Source organism: Paenibacillus sp. P4_A9 (genome assembly GCF_056402415.1).
Window position 1 is genome coordinate 1 of the sequence record NZ_JBFUHL010000024.1, and the last position, 23,107, is coordinate 23,107.

Sequence of the window (23,107 nt, forward strand, 5' to 3'; positions counted from 1 at the left end):
GGTAAATAATACCATATACTGGAACAAGCTTCTTTATTCGTATCGCTTCAAATTCAACTCATAGTCGTGCGGTGGAAGTGCTATACCCTTTTCACCACTTAAACAGCCTCATTTTGATGTAAACCACACCTCTTTTATATACATCAAAAAACCACCTCAAAAGGTGGCTAATAGGTTAGGGTACAATCTGTAACGAACCAGTTAAAAGATTAAATATTATCCAAAATATAAATAAACCAAGAAGTATAAGAATTAATAATATGGGTCTAGAACGTAGTTTTGTTATTAACTCCTTTAATAAATGGAAGTCGAATATAAAAAAGCCAATTAGAAAAATAATAAAAATCACCAAAAATCCTATTATTGCAAAGATTGCACTCCCAACTACATGCGACACATAAAAAATCTCCCTTGATTGATTTTTTAATTCCAAGCACCATGAAAAAATTCTTTGTTTTCTGCATTTAGATACATGATAAGTTGTTCCCATATCCAATTTGAAATAACCTAAAACAACAAAAAACCACCATTTCTGGTGGCTAATCTTTAAATATGCGTTCAAACATATTTTGAACAGACGKGAACAAAGCAAAATGACCATAAACATTGATAATCAAGCTTCATGAAAGCTTAATCTGCTTACTCCACGTTATGATATACCTGCTGTACATCCTCTAAATCTTCCAGAGCATCAATCATTTTATCAAATTGGACTTGCGCGTCCTCTGATAAAGAGATGTTGTTCTGAGCAATCATCGTCAGTTCCGCAACGGTAAACTCCGTAATGCCAGCTTTCTTCAAGCATTCTTGAACCGCATGGAATTGTTCTGGCTCGGCGTAAACCATGACCATCTCTTCTTCTTCAAGTAGGTCACGAACGTCGACATCCGCTTCCATTAGAATTTCCATGATTTCATCTATGCTCTTGTTCTCAATCCCAATGGCAGCTGTGGCATCGAACATATACGCAACTGAACCCGTTACGCCCATATTACCGCCATTTTTGTTAAAAGCTGCGCGTACGCTGGACGCTGTACGGTTCACGTTATTCGTCAATGTGTCGACAATAACCATGGAACCGTTAGGACCAAAGCCTTCATAACGAAGCTCTTCATAAATTTCGTCTGAACTGCCTTTGGCTTTATTGATTGCGCGATCAATGATCGCTTTCGGCACATTATAGGTTTTAGCCCGCTCAAGGACGACCTTCAACGCGCGATTGGATTCTGGATCTGGTTCACCTTTACGTGCTGCTACATAAATCTCAAGTCCGAACTTCGCGTAAACGCGACTCGTGCTTGCATCATTTGAAGCTTTCTTCTCTTTTATGTTATTCCACTTACGTCCCACTATGGATCCCACTTTCTATTATGATGTCATTCCCTATCATAACCTATTTTCATGCTAAATTAAAATGTTTCGATTGGCTAATAGGATTTTATTTGGAGTGGCCCTTCGGCTTTTTGCCGCTCCATCTTTCGTCTACCTTCTCATTTACGGATTGGTACCTCGCATCAACACTGATCCGATACTGGTTAGTTGTATTTTCGAGTGAGCAATGCAGCAAGAACATGCCGAAAATAAGGACATCCCCTGCTTCAAACTGGGTTGTAGCCCACTTGCCCCCAAATTTCTCCGTAATCAGCAGCGGATCATCCGTATAATGTCCACCCCCATCGCGATCTGAATCTTTCGAACCATAGGATTGCTTCAATTTCTCAAATCGATGCGAGCCTAGGCATATGGCCAATCCTCCCATATCATACGACACGTCTCCGAGTGGCGACCACACCGTGTACACGTTCTGCGTTCCTCTGCCCATATACACAATATCATAGTGTGCGCCTGTAAAATCCCCTTTGCCAACCGCTCTAAGCCATTTGTAATGATATGTTAGCGATGGTTCACCCAGGAATTCATCAAAAAAGCGCATAATATGCTCGCCATTTAATACGTCCAACAGTGCAGGTAAGTCTTCATTAGTCCCACCCATGAAAATGGTTTTGCTACCGTCAGCCATGATGCCTTCTTCGAGTTGAGTATCCCGATCGAGCTTGCCCATCTGGGCCATTTTCTCCAAAATACTTCGCCGCGCTTCCATCACCATATCCCGTTGATGAAATCCACGTAGAAGTAAGTAACCGTCTTCTTCCATCCGCTCACGTAACGCTTCAATATCATGGAAAATATCATTCGAACTTCTTAGCTCCGTTAAATGCTGACCATTCAGCTCTAATTCGCGGCTTCCTACTTTTACCATCATGTGTACATACACTCCCCATTGATTGATGAATGACTTATGATTTAAATGTAAGGGAATAGTGTGAAATCATCCATGGATCGTTGTATGTTTTACATGTATAATTGTACATAAATGATACTAATTTTACGATAAATTCACGTTTTACATGTATGTCAGAACAATTCAAGGGAGTGTAAACTTAGTGTCCTATATGAACATTCCATATGGATTAAATGACAAATCAGAAGTTCCTTCCTGCCAATTGAACTCGATTTGGAAAGTACATGCCAATGATACCTATCAAGTTACCAAGAGCAACGGCTTCGATGTCCCTGTCCTGTCTAATCAGGGCATCAAAGTGCCTTATCTTAGCTTGATCGCAATTGGGGAATCCTGATTCCACAGATAGGTTTCCTTTTTATCAGGAGTCATACATTCTACAATTACCCCTTGCTCACATCGGAATACGACAAGATCGAAACAAGAATCGAACGCTCGGATTGAACGTAGCGCCATCGTGTCCCACCCCTCGGGTAGTCGGGGACAACATGTAAAAGAGCTAAGACCTGTGGGAATAATGCCAAATAACCCTTCGACGATCACTCGCGCGTATAGCGCACTTTCAGCGGAAAGATGCCGTTGATTGCCTTCGGGAAAAGCTTCAACCGCATAGGGAACATGTTCGCCAAGTAACCTGTTGCGGGAGTATTCGAGGAGTCGTGTTATGCCTTGCTCCGTTTCGCCCGAATAGAGAATACCGCGCAGCGCATACAAGGTTGATCGGTCCCAGTACGTGGTTTCACCTGCTTGTGTGACAAGTCCGCCGTTTACCCACAATCGGGAAGATAACAAGGCAGCGATGGTCTGTTCCTTGCGATCCAAGATATTCATCGTCAGCGGCACGCAAATCCACGAACGCAGAATCTCATTCCCTTCGTAATACCGATACGTCTCATACCCCTCAACGCTAGCTCCAAAATGGGATTCAATGGCTTGACGAAGCGTAGCGGCTTCTTCCTCTAGACGAGCGGCGGTATCCGCCTTTGCTAATTCTCGAGCAAGCTCTTCCGCGGAAAGCAGCGCTCCATAGGCAAGCGACGATGTGAAAAGATTCGCGTCACCGCTGGGAAACCGATTCTCCAGTTCATCCGAGTCGGAAGCAATAACGCCATCTTTGGTGAGATTCCGCCTGCAAAATGCTAGACACCATACGATCGCAGGCCACAGCTGCTCGGCTATATGCTGACTTCCGCTCGCCAGCGCGAAACGCGCCGCACCATAGGCATACATCGCCGCATCGCCTCGATCTCCAGCCCCTTCCCATATATCCACCCCTTCCGCAATGATGGAGGATGGAATCGGGTGGTAGTCGGGCCCCATGAACGGCATGTAAAGTCGATAGGCATTCAGTGAAGCTTCTATCGCGTCCTTATCACCTAAAAAAGGAAAAAAAGGACCAGCATATTCCGCTTGATCATTGGTCCAGACAGCGGCGTAATAGGATCCGCCTCCTGGACAATGCATCAAACCGCTCTTCGTACGAAAAATACTCTCCGCCGCGCGAATTTTGGCCAAATCAAACATCCGGTTTAAGTGGGGCTCTGGCGATTCGAGCTGCAAAGACGAACCGAGCTCCTGCAAGAATTGCCGCCGCTTCGCTTCCTCTACGACGACGTCCAGCTTTTCTTGGGGCGTCTGAATTGTAGAAGCGGTTATCCAACCCATGAATTCCAACGATTCTCCTGGTTCCAGTACCACGGAGGCTGGCGCATCATGTCCGGTGTCCACCACATAAATCCCCTTCGTACCTCTGCGATAATGGGATCTTGCGATCCGTTCAGTCTCAAGCTGTACGGCGTCCTCCGTCATATTCTGAACCTGTACGCGTTCTAGCGCATAAGGTTTATCTCGCGCCGGAAAAACAGTTCTACGTACCAACACCCCTTGATCAGATACAGATGACATCTGAAGGATCCCATCGAACGTGATTCTGAATAGTTTTTCTTGAACAGGTTGACCCCCTACACGTATACTCGGCAAAAGCTCCTGTCCAAATTTCTCTATTAAACTAGCATGCGTATCATTCGGGATCGTGCGCAGTCCAGGCCACACCACTTTGCGTTTTAGAATAACGCCGCCTTCCGAGTCAATGCCGTACGTCACGATCAAGGAAATCTCTTTGCCGCTCATTTCTACATGATCTTGGTGAGCAAGATCGCCAAGTTGAATGTCCCAAACGATTCCAGCTTCTTTGCCTAAATGCCAACGCATATCGGATGTTTGCATGTTCTTACGCCCCCTTCCTGTTCTATTTAACCTTACTTCGATCGGATAAGTTCTATGACAACTTGACTGGCAAGCGGACATCACCAGTACAATTTCAGCCTACTAACTCTTCCGCCTCCGAAACTCCGTTGGCGACACACCATGAAATAGCGTGAATTGTTTCGTAAAATGGTGAACCGACGAATACCCGAAATCCTCCGCAATGGCCGTAATAGAGCGGTTGCTTTCCCACAGGGCTGCTTCCACTTGCCTCATGATAGCTTTGGTCCAATACGCTTTGGGCGAAATGCCGGTAGCTTGCTTGAAAAGCGAATGAAATTGGGTTTTGCGGAGCCCACATTGGCTCATCCATTCGTCATAGCCTCGACTTGCGTTCGCTTCTCGATCCATTCGTTCGATAATAGAGATAATTCGGTAATCGATAAATGAGGTCGTAGAAGCGATTTGCACAAGCTCTAACAGGAATACTTTGACGAGATTGCTTACGATTATATCGGTATAGGGAGCATTTTTCCTCAACTGGGTCACAGCGTGTATGAATAATTGCCCAAGTGACGCATCATGCTGGATTGGCGTAACAATAGGGAGCAATGCCAACTCTGGACACGGGACAATAGGTGTTAGCAAGTCACGATCGAAGTCAGACTCGTCCCAAACGAGATGTTGACTGCTCTCCAATTGATAATTCCAGAGATCACAATACAGGTTGTAGGTCGCTAACGGTTGATCGGGATTGGAGTAAAAGGAGTGACCCATCTCAGGTGGAAAATAGATCAGATCACCTTTCTTCACAGGAAATGTTTTTCCCCGGGCGGTAACCGTCCCTTTGCCACTGGCAACGAAATGAAAGGCATAGCAGTACCCAATCCTTCCGACCTCAGCTTGGTTTCGTACAACAGGAAATTGATAATAATGGCCTACTCGTACAAAGGGATTCACGGAAGATAAGGAAGTCATATAAATCCTCGCAATCGTTAGGAAATGCACCGCAATGAATGATCGGAAGAATTGATCAATTGACGAACGCAGAAGCAAATACAACTGCCACATGAAATGTTATTATCTTCTATATTACAACACATCTTGGAGGGTGAGTAGGATGATCAATCAAAATAGCAGCGGAAGTTTAACTACCGAGCAATCTCAGTTTTACGAGGAACAAGGCTATCTCATCATCCCTCATTTATTGTCGGAGGAGGACTTAGCCTCTGCTCGCGAAGCGATGACTCAGAAGGTTTCCATGATTGCGGATGAGCTGTTCGCAGATGGACTTATCACGGATAAGCTTGAGGATCGGCCATTCCCAAACCGCATAGCTGAGCTATTTCAGGATTTGTCTGCCGAAAACTTCCTGAAATACGGCCGAAGCTGGCGTGAACGTATCCCAGGCTACTTCACGCTGATGAGCAATCCGAAAATTTTGGACGCGGTAGAATCTCTGATTGGTGGAGAGCTATTCGCTAATCCAGTGTACAACGTGCGACCAAAGGTTCCGAAAGTGGCTGCCGGCGCAGTTCCTTGGCATCAAGATAAATCCTACTGGCCAGATGCGAATGCCAATCCCGTTATTACCGTATGGATCCCTCTTGTGGACGCCACTGAAGTGAACGGGTGCCTCCATATCAAGCCCCAGACACATCGCAAACGTGTGCTCAAGTGGCATCGTGAAACTAAAACAGGAACAGGGTATACCGCGCTCAAAGATAGTCAACTTGGCAAAACAGAAACCGTTGCCCTGCCTGTACCCGCAGGAAGCGCGATTCTGTTCAACGATCGCTGTCTCCATATGTCTACCCCGAATATGTCCAATGAGGTTCGCTGGAGTGTTGATCTGCGATATCAGCCTACGGATCAAGATCCCATGCTTCAGCATGGGGTCGGATTTCTTGCCAGAAGCTACAAGTATCCATCACGTGTCGCATCGTTGGAGGATTGGCTGGCGGAAAGGCCCGAGCACATGGACTAATTAAACAATCCAAACAAACTACTCCAACCACAACAGTCGAACAGTTCCAAACACGCAACTCACCATCACCTATTCGACCAATAGCCAAGCATTTTCACTCACAAATATCAGCAAAAAACCCTTCGGATTCCCGAAGGGTCTACCAATCTCGCTGGGTTTACTCGCAGGTTACTCGCCACCCTTGCGAATCCAAACTGTCATCTCGCCTACACCACGGTTGCCCCATAGGTAATACGGTACCGCCTTCAGCTTCACTCGCTCAGATGCCTTCTGCTGAGTAAGTGGACGGTACGGCGTTTCTTCCGACCACGATGCCGACTCATCGGCCAGGCCTTCTGCCTCAACTACGATGGCTCCACCTAACAAGCCTGCCTCGTAATTCGCTTCCAGCTTGTGCGCGGCTGTAATCGATACGGATGCCAGCGGAGTCCCGTTGTCCACTTCTTCCAGACAATAAACGAGTGGCCCTCGTTCAATGGCAACTTTGCCAGCGTTAGCTCTGATCTCGGGATGTGCCGTGGTCAACTGAGCTTCCAAAATAAGCTCCCACTCCACGATGTCTCCTTGCACCCATTGCCGCTCAACCGATGCATAGCCATTTACCGTTTCATACGTCGTCTGAACACCGTTGATTTTCAAAACAGCGCCAAGATAGCTCCATGAAGGGATGCGCAGCGCTAGAGTAAACTTATCTTCCGGAGCCGTCGTTAGCTCTAAGCGAACATAACCTTCCCACGGGAGTTTAGATTGTTGAGTAAATGCGACTTCGCCAACGGCAAGCTCGAACCGCGCCTCGCTGCCGATGAATAGATGCGTATAGACTATATTTTGCTCAGGAGAAATGGTGTAAATGTAGTTGTTCAACGAACTAAGCAGTCGTGCCACATTCGGAGGGCAGCAAGAGCAGCCAAACCATTTCTGCCGCACTGCCTTGACATGATGACAACCTGGATTCCGTTCAGAAGCCTTCGGCCAAACCTCCAGCGGATTCACGTAAAAATAATGCTTGCCGTCCTGTGACATGCTGCCGATGACATTGTTGTACAGCGCCCGCTCCATAACATCTGCATAATCGCTCTTCGCTTCCAGCTGCAGCATACGCTGGGCAAAGAAGATGAGTCCGATCGATGCACATGTCTCGGCGTACACCGTATCGTTGGGCATATCATAGTCGAAACTGAACGCCTCACCGTGATGTGTGGAGCCAATGCCCCCCGTAATGTACATCTGTTTCTTAGTTGTATTATCCCATAGGCGGCGGCATGCAGCGAGCAGCTCCTGATCTCCCGTCAACCTTGCAAGATCAGCCATTGCTGAATACATATAAACTGCTCTCACCGAGTGCCCAATCGCGACATTTTGCTCGCGAACTGGCTGATGTGCCTGATTGTACGCCATTTGCGCTACGGTCGGGATCGGTTGTTTCTTTTGCGTCCAATGGCTGATGCCGTCTCTTTGCTTACATTCTTCAATCAGAAAGTTCGGCTCGGCACCTCGCTCATCAATGAAGAATTGCGCCAGCTTCAAATAGCGTTCTTCCCCTGTAGCTTGAGAAAGCTTGACGAGTGCCAGCTCGATTCCTTGATGTCCATCATAGCCCCGCAGTTGACCAGGCTCACGACCGAAGATCGTTTCGATATAGTCAGCGAATTTGCACATGACATCGAGCAGTTTTCGTTTATCCGTCGCTTCAAAATAAGCTACAGCCGCCTCCATCATATGTCCTGCACAGTACAACTCATGCGCTTCATGTAAATTCGTCCAAGCCTTACCAGGTTCTTTAATTGTAAAATAAGTATTCAAGTAACCGTTCTCATGCTGCGCTTTTGCAATCAAATCAATGACTTCATCGGCAGTTTGTTCTAAATGTGGATCGGGCGTATTCGCTAGTGAATGGCCAACTGCTTCGAGCCATTTGGCTAAGTCGCTATCCTGAAACACAAACCCGCCAAACTCTCCCTCTTCGAGCCCTGCTGCGATGCGGAAATTGCGAATGGCGTAACTTGGCTCTGCATCTGCAATGGCATCATTCAACGCCTCCCATTGATACGGAATAACCGTCCCTCGAACAAGTTCCGTAAATGTGTCCCAAAATAGGTCTTGAATACGCACCTTGTAGTTTTTAGCTTGCGTATTTGTCGAATTCACCATATGTAGATTCTCCTCTTATCATGCTATTTTTATATAACATTTGATTATCATCTACTTACAGTTTATCCTTATAAATAAAGAGAAACTATGAATAAACTCAACTTATTTTATATAAAATTTAACACTAATTGAAATGAGGAGTATCAATGGGTGAACATGGCTATATTTCGATGGAGCTCCCGCCACTTCCTTATTACCTCATGATCGGCTTGTCTACCTACAGTCCAGGCGAAATGCACCCGAGCCGCCGAAATCTTGGTATTTTCGATCTTCTCTTAGTAATTAAAGGTACGCTATTTATCGGTGAAGATGATAAAGAGTGGGAGATTGCGGAGGGTCAATCGTTATTATTGCTGCCAGACCGTTACCATTATCCAGTCAAAGCTTGTGAAACAGAGACCGTTTTTTATTGGATTCATTTCGACTTTAAAGGTGTTTGGCACCCTATATCTGATTATGACGAAGTAACGGTTTATTCCCAGGTTAGAAAGTCGTGGGAAAATCACTATCGAATCCGCATCCCGCAGTATAGCTCCCACCCTGAGTTCGCGCTTGTTGAGCGACATCTCCGCAAGCTGTTGGCTGATTCGGCTCATCATCGATCAGAGACATTTTGGAGTGAGCAGCAGCTCTTCTTGGAGTTGCTGCGATTGCTGGATGCTGGTCAGACTCGCAGCGATGCATCCCCTGCCCTGAAGCTTGCTGACAAGATCGAAGCCTATTTGCGTCAGCATTATCAATCCGATGTGACGAATAGCTCACTCGCCGAGGAGTTTCATTTTCATCCTAATTATATCGTCAGGTGTATGAAGGAGATCTATGATTGCACGCCAATGGCGTATCTGCATGCGTACCGAATTGAGCAAGCAAAGCTGCTCCTAATCAAAACGGAGTGGTCCATCGCGCGAATTGCCGAGCATATTGGCTTTCTCCATGCACCTTACTTCTCCAATTGCTTCAAGGCAGCTACAGGGATCTCGCCACTTCGGTTCCGCAAGCAGTATTCGCCTTGAGTGCGGGTAGCTGCTTACCCTAAGTAATTATGTCGTGGAGTTGCTTAGAGGGCCGCAATTACAAAGAAAAACCCTCAGCTCTTATTTGAGCTGAGGGTTTCGAAAGATATGAGAGCTAGTGGCCTCTTAAAGCGCCTTCGTAGCTACTAATAGATTGAATAGAACTTGAGCTGCTTCTGCACGAGTTGAAATACCTTTCGGGTCAAATTGGTTGGCTGCACGTCCTTGAATCAAATGCAGCGTTGCTGCCGATCTCACAAACTCAGTCGCCCAAGATGAGATTTGATCTTCATCTGCGAAATTTTGTGTAGTTGTGTTGGTGACTTTTCCATTCTTGAATTCATAAGCTCTCAGAAGTAAAGTAACCATTTCCTCACGGCTAATTTGTGAGTTTGCATCAAATATCGTTGCACTTCTTCCTTGTACAATACCAGCCTTCACTGCGATGGAAACCGCATCAGCGAACCAGTCGCTTACTTTCACATCGGCAAATGCCATTTCGCCTTTTTCCGTAAGCTTCAAAGCTCTTACTAGAAGCGTTGTGAATTCGGCACGTGTTACACTGCGCTCAGGTTCGAAGGTTGTTGCACTTGTACCCTCAACGATTTGCTTAGCTGCAAGCTCTTTAATCACATTTGAAGCCCAATGTCCAGATGGCACATCAGCGTAAGTCTTCGATACTTCAAGCGCAGCGTACTTACTAAAGTGATTGATCTCCGCCGTGATTACATCCTTGTTTAATTTGCCTCCGACATAAGCAAGCGTTCCATCATTCGCAATATAATAGATACCTGCCAATGAGGGGTTCACAGTAGCTGGAACCTTAAGCTCAATCGTAATTGGCTGATTGAATTTCGAAAGTTCAACTGTTTTCCCGTCAGCAGTCTGAAGGGACAAATGGAATTCGTAAACATCACCGATTAATTTATTTTCCGTACTGGCATTATTGCTATTGATGAGATTTTTCGCTTCCGCTTGGCCAATTATGCCTAGCTTCAGCGATATTGTACTCCCCTTTACTTCATCCAATGTGAGCTTATCCGTTAATTGGTTAAGTACTTCGGATGGGAACGAAAGGGTCAATGCGTCTGACTTGATCTCCAAATTGTTCTGAGAAATTATGTCGGTAACATTCCCAGGAAGTCTGATCTCTGAAGTATCAGTCGGTATCGCAACAATGGTTGTGCCGTTTTGACTATTAGTTAGTTGATCTTGTTTGATGGTGATGACATTGGAAGGCGTGTTGTTGCTGCCCTGATTATTAGAACCTGTTGGAACTTCGGCTTCGCCTTCAACTTCATCGCCGCTTACTGTTACGAGACAAGTTGCAGTGAAATCACCATCTTCAGTACTTACAGTGATCAGCGCTGTACCGACTGAGATCGCCGTTACTTTCCCATTTGCATCAACGCTTGCAACTTCGGTATTGCTCGAGCTCCAAATTACATTTTGATTAGTCGCATTTGCCGGAAGAACAGTTGCTGTCAACGTATTCCAAGCGCCTTGTTTCAAGCTAAGGTTTGATTGGTTTAGAGTGATACCCGTTACGTCAATATTCAGCACTAAAGCTTGCGGCGTCGCAATTACTTCATTCGAAGCGTCGCTGACTTTCGCTGGATAATTCGCTTTAACAACAAAATAATACGTCGCTCCGTTAGTTAAGCCTGTTACATTATAGCTATACACATTTCCATTCACAGTAGACACAGCATCTACGTAAGTCGTATCAGCTGTTCTTTGATAGACCGAATAAGTAACTGAACCCTCCATCGGTGTCCAACCGATCCATGCTTGTCCATCTCCGGAAATTGCGTACTCAACAGTTGGTGGAGTAAGTATTTGACCTGAAATGTCAATCAGTGTGCTTGCAGTCGCACCCGAACCGTCATACGCGTTCACAACTACTTTCACTTGACCGTTTTTAACTGCGGTTAATAATCCGGTTTTGCTGATCATTGCCTTATCGGTGGCACTTCCGTCTGCATTATAGACAGACCAAGTGACGGAATTCGAGCTAGCATTCACAGGCAAGACTTGTGCAGTCATTTGCAACGTGCCGTTGTCTGTAGTGATAGAAGTTGCTCCTGCTTCAGCTGAAATCTGTACAGATGTGGTAGGAATCCAGAAAGGTATGACTGAGCTGCCCACTTTAAAATTTGAAAATTCTGCTGGCTTAGCAGCAATACTCGTGTTTAGCTTTCTGACAAATACCCCCGCCTTAGGAGTTGTCAAAGTGATCGTAAAGGTGTCTGCCACCTGTGTCCAGGTAACACCATCAGAGCTGTAATACCCCTTATAGGTCGTTCCTACTTTATCAATTTTCAAATAAATATCCCCAGGTGCCACAGGATCTGAATAATTTTTATCTGTTTGTGTGCCGGTTTTCACTTGTGAAAAGCGGATTTGTTTGGCAGCAGGACTTCCATTCGCTTGACGTCCTAATGAGATTAAATTTCCGTCATCTTGATAAATAATCAAGCCTGCCCATTCAAAGCTTTTATCCGCATCAAATTTTAACTTTGTAGAAATCGAGAAGTCAGATACGCCTGGGTCCCTCAGAAGTATGTTACTAGGCTTAGTCCCGCCCCAGCTTCCCTCAATCGTAGTTAATTTCATGAAATTCGGATTCGCTGGATTGATAGCCCAATTATCTCGACTTTCTCTCACCCAAGTCCATCCACTACCTAGTACCAATGATTGTCCGACTATAGTAATCGTTTGTGTGCCAGTTATACCAGAACCATCTTTTGCAGTGGCAATGACATTAACTGTTCCATCGGTAAGTGCTTTTAAAACGCCGGAAGTGTCAATTGACGCTGTACCCGTACCGTTCACAACAGACCACGTATACGTTTTATCATTTGCATTTGCGKGGAGTACATCGGCAAGCATTTGAAGTGTAGCGCCCTTGTAGGTTACTGCCGTTACACTGTTTTGACCAGTTACAATAATACTTTTCACTTTTAGATTCTGCCCGCTGATATTAATCATCTGACTTGCCGTTACACCTGAGCCATCATTAGCGGTGGCAATGACTTTCACAGATCCATCTTTCATCGCTGTCAATAATCCATCACTGCTAATCGTGGCCATATTCGTTGCCGTTCCATTCGCACTGACAACAGACCAGGTAATCGTTGTATTATCAGCGTTCATAGGTGTAACTACTGCAGACATTTGCAGCGTGCCATCCTTGGTTGCGATCGTATTTGCGTTACCTGCAGATGAGATGACAATACCTGACACAGCTTCATTCGGAGCTGCAGTTACAGTAATATTCGCTACCGCTAGGATTGCACTGCCATTGATCGTTCCATTCACAGTAAAGCTTCCTATGGACGCATACTTCGAAGGATCGATACTGTCCCACGTCACAGGTACCTGCTTCGTGGTTGCATCRGTAAACACTTGCGTAACCACAATCGGTAATTCAGGGGATTTCCCTGCAATTGTCGCAGCATTTAACCCGATTACACTTGCAACCGTTCTAGGCACATAATCTCCAAGCGTTGCTCGCATAGTTGCTGTATTCACTGGAGATCCCATCGCATTAACGATGTGTGATATTTCACCTCTTTTATTTAACGAAACCGTCGTTGCATGACGAATTTTAACCCCTGGTTTATCTGGAACTTCAATACCGCTCTCCATCGAAACGATACCGCCGGTGAAATTAGAATATATCCCTAGGCCATAAGCTTCATGCGAATTTACCGAATCGGCTACCTTATATGAAGCGTAACCATTCACGGTGCCGCTGTTGCTCATCCAACCTTCTTGATTCGGAACATCATAGGGAATTTCGGTTTGATAAAAATAAGTCCGGCCCCGCTCTCCATTCCATACGGTCTGGTACTCATGGAAATGTTCCACAAAAAGTCCGTACATGGTCACGTCATTTCCATTGACGATCATCCCGTTTATTGTCGTATTGGAATCCCATCCAGCACCCGTACCATGATCGGCACGCCATACCCAGAAATGGTCACCGATGACATTGTTACTGTTGATTTCGATACAAACGTCAGCTTTGGCAAGCGCATCGCCACCGACTCTGAAATAAAGATCATGCAAAGATGTCGGATTAGCTGAATGATYATTTGAACTGCCTTTAGGACCAACCTGCATGAGGACAGGTGAGTTCACACTTCCTGCTTCAAATAGGAGACCGGCAATTTTCACGCCGTCTACATCCGCAACAGAAAGGGCCATAATGCCATTGTCTGAGTGCAAAGTTGCAAGTCCAAGACCGAGCACAACCGTATTAGGCTTTGTTACTTTTACCGTATCCGTGAAATGATAAACGCCCGGCGTAAACAGCAAGTTCTTGCCTTGATCAAGCGCAGAATTAATGGTAGTAACCGAAGTTGTCGGATCAGCAATCAAGAAATCTTCAATCGCGATAGAAGATCCCGCCGTCGTCCCTGTTGACCAACTGGTTCCACTTTTATTGGATACCGCATCCGGTACAAACACTTTATACTTTTTCGTCACTGAATCGAAGGTTAAAAATGGCTTTTCACGAATCACGGGTACTTTGTCTACGACTGTGAAAGCTTTCGTAGGCCAATCTTCTACAGGTGCATTCTCGGAACCGACAATTGTTGTATTCCATAATGATCCGTTCCAGGTACCCCATTTACTGTTTCTCGTGAACCATTGCTGCTGTGATCCTGAGTTCACAGTACCATCAACTAATGAATCGGCTAAGTAGCCGCCGCTTGCCCATCCTCCTTGGTCATGCAAGGACAAATTGCCTTTCACGTGCAACCGTCGGATAGGCGCTGCCTGTGAGACAGCAAATTTCATATCTCCGCTAGTAGGGGCTACAGCCAAGTTTTCAACCGAGCGCCAAAAGTTTTGAGTTGCGTTGTGATTCGTCATCCAGTTGGCATCCACCGTTACGCCGCCACTGATGGTAACATCATCCGGAAGTTGCCCTAAACCAGACAATTGCGTGTAGAAGCCCACTTTAATATTCGCGTTGTAGGCGCCTGGCTTGAAGAGCATGGCATACCTAGCCGTACCGAATTGATTCGTTTCTTGTTGCGCGAATAATTGGTCACTTTTCGTTTGAATGTCCGCAGCTGGTGTCGAAGGATCAAACACAAAAACATTAGGACCGAAATAAGGCTCTGTTAGCCCTGAGACTTCCACAGAAAGAGCAGATTCTGCGCCACCAGTTACAGCAGAGATCTTATAAAAATATCTCGTATTCGACGTCAAACCTGCGTCCATGTAGCTCGTTACTACAATGTCCGAGGTATTGACCTTGGCAAATGCACCATTGCTGCTTAACGAACGATAAACATTATAACTATCAGCACCCTGTACGGCTGTCCACTCTAAACTTGCTGAATTGGTTGTTGTTGTAACCACGGGTTGATCTGGCCCAGCCGCAAGGGATACACCTGATCCAAACGTAAATAGGCTAAATAAAATAGTGAAAGCTAATATTGCAGATAAACTTCTTTTTAACATGTCCCCACCTCCATATGAACTAAGTTGTCGTGTGTCTCTGATGACATATTCTTAAGCGCTTTCACAAAAATGATTAGCCCCACCTTTCTTTTGCTCTTTGTCTAACGGCAGCTTGTCCGCTTGGTGATTCTTCTCTCATCATAACTAGATTAAGAATGCGGGATAAGAAAACAAATTGACCAATATGAATAATTTTTTAACCTTTTACCTCAAAAATTCAGTCAATTAAATTTACTAACATAATAAGAGCCCTTCGACGTATTGCACGGCCCTTCATCCCCTATGTCAGTTCCCTACCTTCTTGGTCATGAATATGATTTAAGAACCACATGTCTTAGGGAAGGGGATTCAGCATGCTGATCCGTAAAGCTGTCCGAGTTTCAAAGCTAAGAATCAAAGCATCCTTGCCACGCCTAATTGCAACTATTCCTGTAAGCAGTCCAGCCCAATACCTTGCCATTAATCCAATAACGAACCGCATATACGTCATTCAGGGCGACAACAGCCTTGCCGTTCTGGACACAAAAACAAACAAAATCCTTACCACTATGAAGATTGGCAAAATGCCCTACTACATGGCCGTCAACACGCGGACGAATCGTATTTATGTATCCAACTTCTATGATGGTACCGTTTCCGTCGTAAACGGACTTACGAACCGAGTCATCTCCACGATTAAAGTGGGGGAACGCTGTGACAATATTGAGGTCAACTCTCGTACAAATCTCATCTATGTGTCGACGACCTCCTTATCTTCGAAGAACGGTAAACTCGTTGTCCTGAACGGGGCTACCAATAAAATACAAACTAGAATACCTTTTAGTGGACGCCCTTCTCATATTGTTGTAAATGAATCGACCAATCGTATCTACGTAACGAATACGACCACTGATACGTTAGCCATCATTAGTGGCGATACGCATACGATCCTTACTACTGTAAAAGTCGGAAGAAACCCCGTCATACAGCCCGCCCTAGATCGGAAAACGAATCGACTATTTGTTGCAAATAACTTAAGTCGTTACTGTTCGGTTGTCGACCTCCGAACGACGAAAGTTCGCAAGATTCAGCTCGGCAAACTACAAAGGGAAATCACGATTAACCCCTTTACGAGTCGGGTTTATGTCTCCAGCGCACAAATCTCCGTGAAGGGCCGAGTGTTTGTCATCAATAGTCTCACGAACAAAGTCATTGGCTCTTTAACCGTGCCTGCGTTTGCGGATGTGCTTATTAATCCGCAAACCAACCACCTGTTCATTTTAGAATCGACTGAGTCCGGAACAGCTCCATTAATCGTTTATCATGGCAGCAGCTTGAAGCCGCTCACCAAGCTCCAACTTGGCAAAGGATCCGGTGCTTTGCTGCTAAATCCGCGCACGAATCGCATTTATGTAGGCGGGGAAAATACGATTTCCGTTATTCAGGATACGTTGTAGACTGACCCCCATATAGAGAACAGCGGCAGCCTTGGACCGGGAAATAAAGTCTAAGAGTACCGCTGTTTTATTTTTCGAACAATAAAATAGAATGACGTTAGTATACTAAAAACAATCATCACGGAGAGCATTGTTTTTTAGTTTCCAACAACGAGAAAAAACGATCCCTGTTCGCGCATCTATTTCGCGATAGGAACCGTTTTTGTTTTTCTCGATATTCGTGTTGGATTAAAGAATTTTAGAACACAAAAGCTGCTGATTAGATGATTACCAAACGCAAGTTACTGATAAGATGATTACCAAAAGAATAAAAAGAACCAAAACAGCTGCTGCGCTAGTACCTACTCCGCTCATATTTACTCATTCCCCTCAGTGAATTTTCATTACGATATAATCATATGCGCCCTACATAGTGATTGCTTGGACGTAAGTCAGGCTGCTTGATGGAAGGAAAAAAAAAAAAAAAAAAAACCGTCCTCCTAAATAGAGAATACGGTTTTCTGTCATTCTATTTGATAATGAAGCTTGCAGGTGCGTATCCATTAAGCTCAAACGTCAGCTGGTTGTCCTTAATTTCCACTAAATCGCAGACCTTTTCTCCTCGGAGGTCGACTGGCATCGCGGTAGAGAACCTCACAGCAACTGGTAGGGTGACGGTGAGTGTACCCGAGACACCGGCTTGTTCCCATACGCGCAGAAGAGTGCCATCTCCATCGGGGTTGGGTCCGAATGCAGTCAAAAGTATACCCTTACGAGAGACACTGACACCAGACTGTTTTGTAGGTAGAGTTTTGCCCATGCCCGTGGCTGAGGTCACAAAAAATGGATTGCGGGCTTCAAGCGCAGGTGTGGCTATGACGGCGTCATTGGACATCTTGGTGTCGAAGGTCCAAAGGCGAACACGCGAACTCCAGGTGCCGGGGTACCAGTAGCGGAAATTAGTGTTCCACTGATTGTTGTAGAGATTGAGATATACGACAGGTTCTTTAGGTGTAAACTCAGTAGCATCTTTAGAAAACTTCCAGCATCCGGGACGGTCAAGACTGACCAATGGATGGTCTAGCGGGCAAACAGCGATGCCGGCACCATCAGCGTCAGTGATGGTCACACCGTGGCCAACCGAGAATAGGTCCCGATTAGCCCCCGGAAGAATGTCTGTTGCGGGATTCATGACACCAAGTTGGCGGTGCACACGAAACTGCGGCGTAGCTACCTTGAACGGCAGGCAGAGCCAGTCAGCCTCGGGCCAGTTATCCTTCTCTTTGTTCTGGATTGTCAGCTCAAGGTCTATGTACGGCTGGTGTTTATCCAGAGTGATCTTAAGCACTGTAGCCGGTATGTGGTTGGTTGGGTCGGCAGGGCACTCGATGGTAGCAGAGCTCACCCCGATTCTAACGATACCTTTGGCGCAAGAGGCAGCGCGGTACGGTACCTGTTTTTCAGAAATCATACCACCTTTGTGAATACCAGGATGTGGCCAGTCTTTAGCGCGATCCATCTGGTAGGTCATCGTGTAGTTTAGCGTCTGTTCGAAGGTAAAACGTTCGTTGAGGTATTGTCCGAGCTTTTGTGCAGCGGATGAGTCTACCCACTCACGACCTGTGCGCTTATCAATTAGGGAGGCTATAGAACCGGTGGATGGGTCTAGAATAATCTTAAAAAACTCATTTTCAAGAGAGTTTCCAGTTTGACTAGTTCCAGGTTCGCATTTTGAGTTAGCTGCGTGTGTGTAGGTCTTGTATCCGCAGGCTGGTACATTTTTGGCAAAGAAGACAAAGTGACTGTCACTCCATTCTCCAAAAATCTCTTCCCCGTCACTATTGTCAATCAATGAAAATACTTCATTTACTGACTCTACCGCAACAATCCCTGAACGAGTCCAAGGTAATGGATTGTACACAATGATGTCGCCTTGAGCGGTATTTACATTTTCGGCAAGTGCACTGAGGTTAGCGTTAGAAATGGTACTGGTAATATTGGCGGCGGTGCGTATGTAATCAGTTTTATCCTCCCATGAAGCTTCAAGACGTGCCACAAGTTCAGGATCGGCATTACTAAATTCGTCCCCGTATTGCTTGATGTCCGGCGATATACCCCAGGTATGCTCTCCGTAGAGCAGGATATTTTCATAAGCGCGTGCAACATCAGTGGCCACTGATGGCTGCGGTACACCCCATAAGCCGAGCTGGGTGTTCAGAGCCTCGGCTGCAGCAAGTTGCGGATGTACGGTACGGGACGTCTGAATACCTTTAGGGTCGCACATTATACCGTGGATCCAGGTATCAGGCATTTCTCCACTAACAACTGGAAGTTCTGGTTTGTCGGCGAGGATAGCGGTTACGAAATCGTCCATCGTGCCCATACGGATTTTGACACCAGGAAGCCTGATCTGTGCTTCCTCGAAAAGTTTATTTATATCTTCGGAAGACGGGGGTCCGGAGTTGTCTAGGGTTACAAGAATAGCAGGCCAGACTTTGTATGGCCAATCTTTAGGCGGGACAAAGTTGTGGCCAATGTTAGGCTCACCACCTCCCCACTCTTCAGGCCAATTAAGCCCAGTGGCAGTTCCGTAGGTGCTGGAGTACAAGGTAAGGATACGAGAACCATCAGGGCCTTCCCACCAGAAGAGTCCTGGTGTGGTGACGTAGCCGCTCGGCCAGTTGCAGCCGATGTGCATAAACTTGACTCCACCGTTTGCAAGCACCGTCGCCAATGCTCCACCGTGAGAGGGGACATCGGTCATTTTGCCGGAAATCGGCAAAGGCATATTGTACTTACGGCAGAGGTCGGAGGTGAAGCCTAATCCGCGGGCCATTTCCTCCGGTTCGCAAGCATCAGACTCGAGCGTGAACGGTAACGAATGGAACTTGAAACGGCCGGACTTCACATAGTCATCGAGGCGTTTTTTGCGCTCTGGCGTCTGACCCTTCCAGTCTTCAAGTACCCTGGACATGACCCAGCCAGGGCCGGTCCAAGCAAATTGTTGCTCTGGGGGTAGTTTTTCCCCTTGGTCCATGATGTCCATTGCCTTATCAATCATGGAGGTGCGGATGTAGTGGACGAACTCTTTGACATGGTGCGTATAGCCTATGTCAAAATGTGTCTTGCAGACAACGATGACCTCTTCCAGGTTCGGCCATTCMAATTCGGACTTTGAATGATGATCTCTCATAATACACCTCTATATGAATTAATAATGGGGATTTCACATAACATCACCGCATATTGTGGGGGCAATTGAAGTAATTATAGATCATTCCAAACGTCTCGTATTTATTTTATACTGACACATTTTTGTAAAATTCGGACATTTCTGTTTAATTTGCTGCTCTTTCGTATTAATAAACAAAAAGGGAGCTGCCGCGAAGCAAGCCCCCTTAACTATCGTTATCCTTAGTTCAACGGATCAACGAGCCCGATCAAATCGCGATAACCGAGTCCCCATCGCTGCTATGGTTGAATTAATCGCTGGACCTTGACTATACGTCCCTTCCACAATGGATCCAGCACCTTGATATTCACGCCTCCACCGCTTGGGTTTGAATGAATCATGATTTCCTGTCCCTGATCGTCGTTGCCCATATAGATCCCTACATGGTCTATACCCTCTCGACTAGAAACCACATCAAAGAAAATCAGGTCACCTTTGCGAGCGTTTTCAAAGGAAATTGTATTTCCTGTTTGGCTTTGCAATTTTGAAGTTCGAGGTAAAACAATACCATGTTTACCAAATATGTATTGCGTAAAGGATGAACAATCAAAGAGTCCTTCATTCTCGTACTCAGCACCAAATTTATAAGGAATGCCAAGGTATTCCTTTCCTGTAGCAATGATTGCATCCGCCTTTACTTCCCAAGCGGGGATAACTTTTACAATTCGAAAGTGTGTATATTGTGGTTGGGTAGTTACAAAGCCAACAATGCCAGCTGCATCTTTTACCTTCGCCCATGTTGTTCCGGTTACACGTTCTATGACTCTGAATTCTTCTCCTGGAGCAAAATAACGGATACGATCGAATTGCGTTCCCGGGCCTGAACGAAAATTGATCCCCGTTTCGTTTATATTTACACCGATTTCATAGGAGTATCCAACCTCCACGTTCTCGACAATGGTTGTCAATTGGGATGTTTCTGCGTAAGCTAAGCTTGTACCGATCAACAGAGACAGCACCATTATCCAAAAGATCAATACTTTCTTCATTGAGAACTCCTTCCATGTGCATGTATTTGGGCTTTTACCGTTTTTCTGTGCGGTTGTCCCATGATGAATCTTATGCACGTAATTGTTCCTAGAGAAGCCTTAGACTCATGGTAATTATATCCATCTATAAATCAAAAAAAATATCCCCTCAACGGGGGATTAAGTCGGTGCCAATCCTCTTCATACCTTTGTGGCCTGCAGTGAGAACGTGAGGGGAATATCGTTGGTGGAGTCGTTCCATCGCCACCGCCCGTCCTCGCCCTGCGCCATGAACGGGAAACGTCGGTTTCCCCCGTGGGTGAACTCATGGAGATAATCCAAGCGCAGGCCAGCAGAAATCAAGGCATTCAGGATATCGCTGAAACTGTAGCTCCAGGCATACTCGACGCTCCGCTGATTGTCCGCTGGATCAGAATATGGCAGGAGACCCTCGATCCGAAGTGGTTGCTCCGTGTGAAAGTAAGGGTAGCGTGTGTGCAAATCCGTCACATCGGCAGAATCATCAAAGACATTGAGAAACGGATGCTCCTCCTGTAGATACAAGACGCCGCCTGGTTTGAGGAAATGCGCGATGATCTTCGCCCACCGACCAAGATCGGAGAGCCAGCACAAGACACCGCCTGACGTAAAGATGATATCGAACGTATCTTCGAGTACTTGGGGCAGCTCGTAGATGTCCGTGCAGATAAAACGCGCGTCTAGCCCTGTTTCTTGGCTCAACCGCTCGGCGAGCGCAATCGCATCCTCAGAAAAATCCACCCCAGTAACGTGCGCACCGAGACGAGCCAAGGAGAGTGTATCCAAACCAAAGTGACACTGGAGATGCAGCAACGACTTACCAGCCACATCAGGCAGTTCCTCGTGTTCAATCGGGGTCAAGGTGGATTTGCCCGCCTTGAACCCTGCGATATCGTATCTGGCTTTACTGGCGGCATTGACGGCTGTGCGAGCGTTCCAATGCGCGCGGTTACGTTCCGTATAATCAGTCATGGGTTAATTAGCCCCTTGTGTTGTAGTAATTAGACTTCTTGCAACTGGCAAGCGCTATCAGTCAGCCAGTGAAGTCCATCCCCTTCCCGTCCGAATCGCCTCAATAATACGTTGATCGCGATATCCCTCTCGGAAAGTGGGATAGGATTGATAAGTCTCACCCTTGATATCGGCAACAAAATCCCGAAAAAAGACATTCCATTTATTCTGCTCACCATTACCAGTATCCGGATATCCCTCTTTGAATCGTTCCGGCAGTGTTTTAGAAATAGTTCCCTCAGGGCCAACAATACTTACATCATAAGCAAAGAAACCGCTTGCATTTATCGCTCCTTTTTCGCCATAGATTCGAAAATACGGGTTGGTAGGAGAGAATGGCACCATGGCGTCTAGCTGAATAACACAAGTAAAGCTGTCTCCTGATGGAAGACGATATTCCATTATGACATTAAAGGCTGTTTCTGCATCAACCGATTTCCATTCGACGGCTGCAAGCGCCTCAGTGCTAGGAATCTCTAAGGATTGCCGATGATCATGAATCTCACCAAGAACAGGGGCCTTTTCTCTACCGAGTCGCGCTTCACCCATCACGCGGATGGGTTCACTGCCGAAAACCTTTGTCAGGATCCCTAGATAGTGCGTCAGAGCATTATGCAGCACCCCACCGCCGAGCGAGAGATCACTTGACCACGTCCATGGGGAGTTCGAGTTGTACTTGGGTATGAAGGCGAAAATCTCTACCGCCTTTATCCGTCCGATTGCTTCCGTACGAACAAGTTCTTGAATCCAAGAGGTAGAAGGATCATACGCTTGAGTGGCTGCGTAAGCATGCTTAACACCCGCACCTTCAACCGCATTCAGCATGCGTTTTGCTTCAGCTGCAGATGTTGCGAGTGGCTTTTCACAAACAATGTGCGCTCCTTGGGACAGTGCCTCAAGGACAACATCCTCTCGTAATGCAGCAGGTGTGGCCAGGGAAATGATATCAGGCTTCAATTCACGTATTGTGGCACGCCAATCCGTCGAAGCTACAGGAATATTGAGCCTGTCTGCAACGCCTTTTACAACATTAGCGTTACGAGCGCAAATAGCGACCACTTCAACACCAACACTTCTCAGACCTACAGTATGACCTTCGCCAGCCCAACCAGCACCAATTACAACTGCCCGTAGTGGCACACTCATTTTCGGACCACCTCCACTTAAACGATAAACTCCGGCACATGAAAAATCGCTTTTATGCTTATGTACATAGCGATACCTCATCTATACAAAATGTATCATATGTTTTGGCATGATACAATATGGAATAAACAGCCCGTTGAGTTGTTGGTGTACACAC

General features: G+C 46.0%; 14 protein-coding genes. 4 read left to right on the forward strand and 10 right to left on the reverse strand.

Going from position 1 to position 23,107, the window contains the following annotated elements; translation table 11 throughout:
* Positions 1-639: 639 nt before the first annotated feature.
* Both AC1DVJ_RS16485 and AC1DVJ_RS16490 read right to left on the reverse strand, forming a co-directional pair.
* A complete protein-coding gene (locus tag AC1DVJ_RS16485; RefSeq protein ID WP_477592325.1) occupies positions 640-1,350 on the reverse strand; it encodes a YebC/PmpR family DNA-binding transcriptional regulator in 711 nt (236 codons plus the stop codon).
* Positions 1,351-1,438: 88 nt separating this feature from the next.
* Complete coding sequence (locus AC1DVJ_RS16490) at positions 1,439-2,263, reverse strand: phytanoyl-CoA dioxygenase family protein (protein ID WP_477592326.1); 825 nt, start codon at positions 2,261-2,263, stop codon at positions 1,439-1,441.
* A gap of 190 nt (positions 2,264-2,453) precedes the next feature.
* Between AC1DVJ_RS16490 and AC1DVJ_RS16495 the strand changes: the two genes are divergently transcribed.
* Complete coding sequence (locus tag AC1DVJ_RS16495; RefSeq protein WP_477592327.1) at positions 2,454-2,639, forward strand: hypothetical protein; 186 nt, start codon at positions 2,454-2,456, stop codon at positions 2,637-2,639.
* Here AC1DVJ_RS16495 and AC1DVJ_RS16500 read toward each other — a convergent pair.
* Entirely contained in the window at positions 2,606-4,528 is a 1,923-nt protein-coding gene (locus AC1DVJ_RS16500) for a glucosidase family protein (protein ID WP_477592328.1), read from the reverse strand. The genes AC1DVJ_RS16495 and AC1DVJ_RS16500 overlap by 34 nt on opposite strands.
* A 102-nt stretch (positions 4,529-4,630) precedes the next feature.
* Positions 4,631-5,578, reverse strand: coding sequence for an AraC family transcriptional regulator (locus AC1DVJ_RS16505; protein ID WP_477592329.1), 948 nt, complete (start codon positions 5,576-5,578; stop codon positions 4,631-4,633).
* 49 nt (positions 5,579-5,627) lie between these two features.
* On the opposite strand from AC1DVJ_RS16505, the gene AC1DVJ_RS16510 reads away from it, so the two are divergent.
* Positions 5,628-6,494, forward strand: a complete 867-nt coding sequence (locus AC1DVJ_RS16510) for a phytanoyl-CoA dioxygenase family protein (RefSeq protein WP_477592330.1) — start codon at positions 5,628-5,630, stop codon at positions 6,492-6,494.
* Between the two features lie 168 nt (positions 6,495-6,662).
* Here AC1DVJ_RS16510 and AC1DVJ_RS16515 read toward each other — a convergent pair whose 3' ends face one another.
* Positions 6,663-8,645, reverse strand: a complete 1,983-nt coding sequence (locus tag AC1DVJ_RS16515; RefSeq protein WP_477592331.1) for a glycoside hydrolase family 127 protein — start codon at positions 8,643-8,645, stop codon at positions 6,663-6,665.
* 146 nt (positions 8,646-8,791) lie between these two features.
* Here AC1DVJ_RS16515 and AC1DVJ_RS16520 point away from each other — a divergent pair, with 146 nt between their 5' ends.
* A complete protein-coding gene (locus tag AC1DVJ_RS16520; RefSeq protein ID WP_477592332.1) occupies positions 8,792-9,658 on the forward strand; it encodes an AraC family transcriptional regulator in 867 nt (288 codons plus the stop codon).
* Between the two features lie 126 nt (positions 9,659-9,784).
* Here AC1DVJ_RS16520 and AC1DVJ_RS16525 read toward each other — a convergent pair whose 3' ends face one another.
* Entirely contained in the window at positions 9,785-15,139 is a 5,355-nt protein-coding gene (locus AC1DVJ_RS16525) for an Ig-like domain-containing protein (RefSeq protein ID WP_477592333.1), read from the reverse strand.
* 353 nt (positions 15,140-15,492) lie between these two features.
* On the opposite strand from AC1DVJ_RS16525, the gene AC1DVJ_RS16530 reads away from it, so the two are divergent.
* Positions 15,493-16,575 carry a YncE family protein gene (locus AC1DVJ_RS16530; RefSeq protein WP_477592334.1) on the forward strand — a complete coding sequence of 361 codons (1,083 nt, stop codon included), beginning with the start codon at positions 15,493-15,495 and terminating at the stop codon, positions 16,573-16,575.
* Positions 16,576-17,083: 508 nt separating this feature from the next.
* On the opposite strand, the gene AC1DVJ_RS16535 is transcribed toward AC1DVJ_RS16530, so the two are convergent.
* From AC1DVJ_RS16535 to AC1DVJ_RS16550, 4 genes are all read right to left on the reverse strand, one after another.
* Entirely contained in the window at positions 17,084-19,747 is a 2,664-nt protein-coding gene (locus tag AC1DVJ_RS16535) for a glycoside hydrolase family 38 N-terminal domain-containing protein (RefSeq protein WP_477592335.1), read from the reverse strand.
* A 278-nt stretch (positions 19,748-20,025) separates the two neighbouring features.
* Positions 20,026-20,775: a C40 family peptidase gene (locus tag AC1DVJ_RS16540; protein WP_477592336.1), complete on the reverse strand. Its 750-nt coding sequence runs from the start codon at positions 20,773-20,775 to the stop codon at positions 20,026-20,028.
* A gap of 180 nt (positions 20,776-20,955) precedes the next feature.
* Positions 20,956-21,765 (reverse strand): class I SAM-dependent methyltransferase, encoded by an 810-nt coding sequence (locus tag AC1DVJ_RS16545; RefSeq protein ID WP_477592337.1) that lies wholly within the window; start codon positions 21,763-21,765, stop codon positions 20,956-20,958.
* Positions 21,766-21,822: 57 nt separating this feature from the next.
* Entirely contained in the window at positions 21,823-22,950 is a 1,128-nt protein-coding gene (locus AC1DVJ_RS16550) for a Gfo/Idh/MocA family protein (protein ID WP_477592338.1), read from the reverse strand.
* Positions 22,951-23,107: the final 157 nt, after the last annotated feature.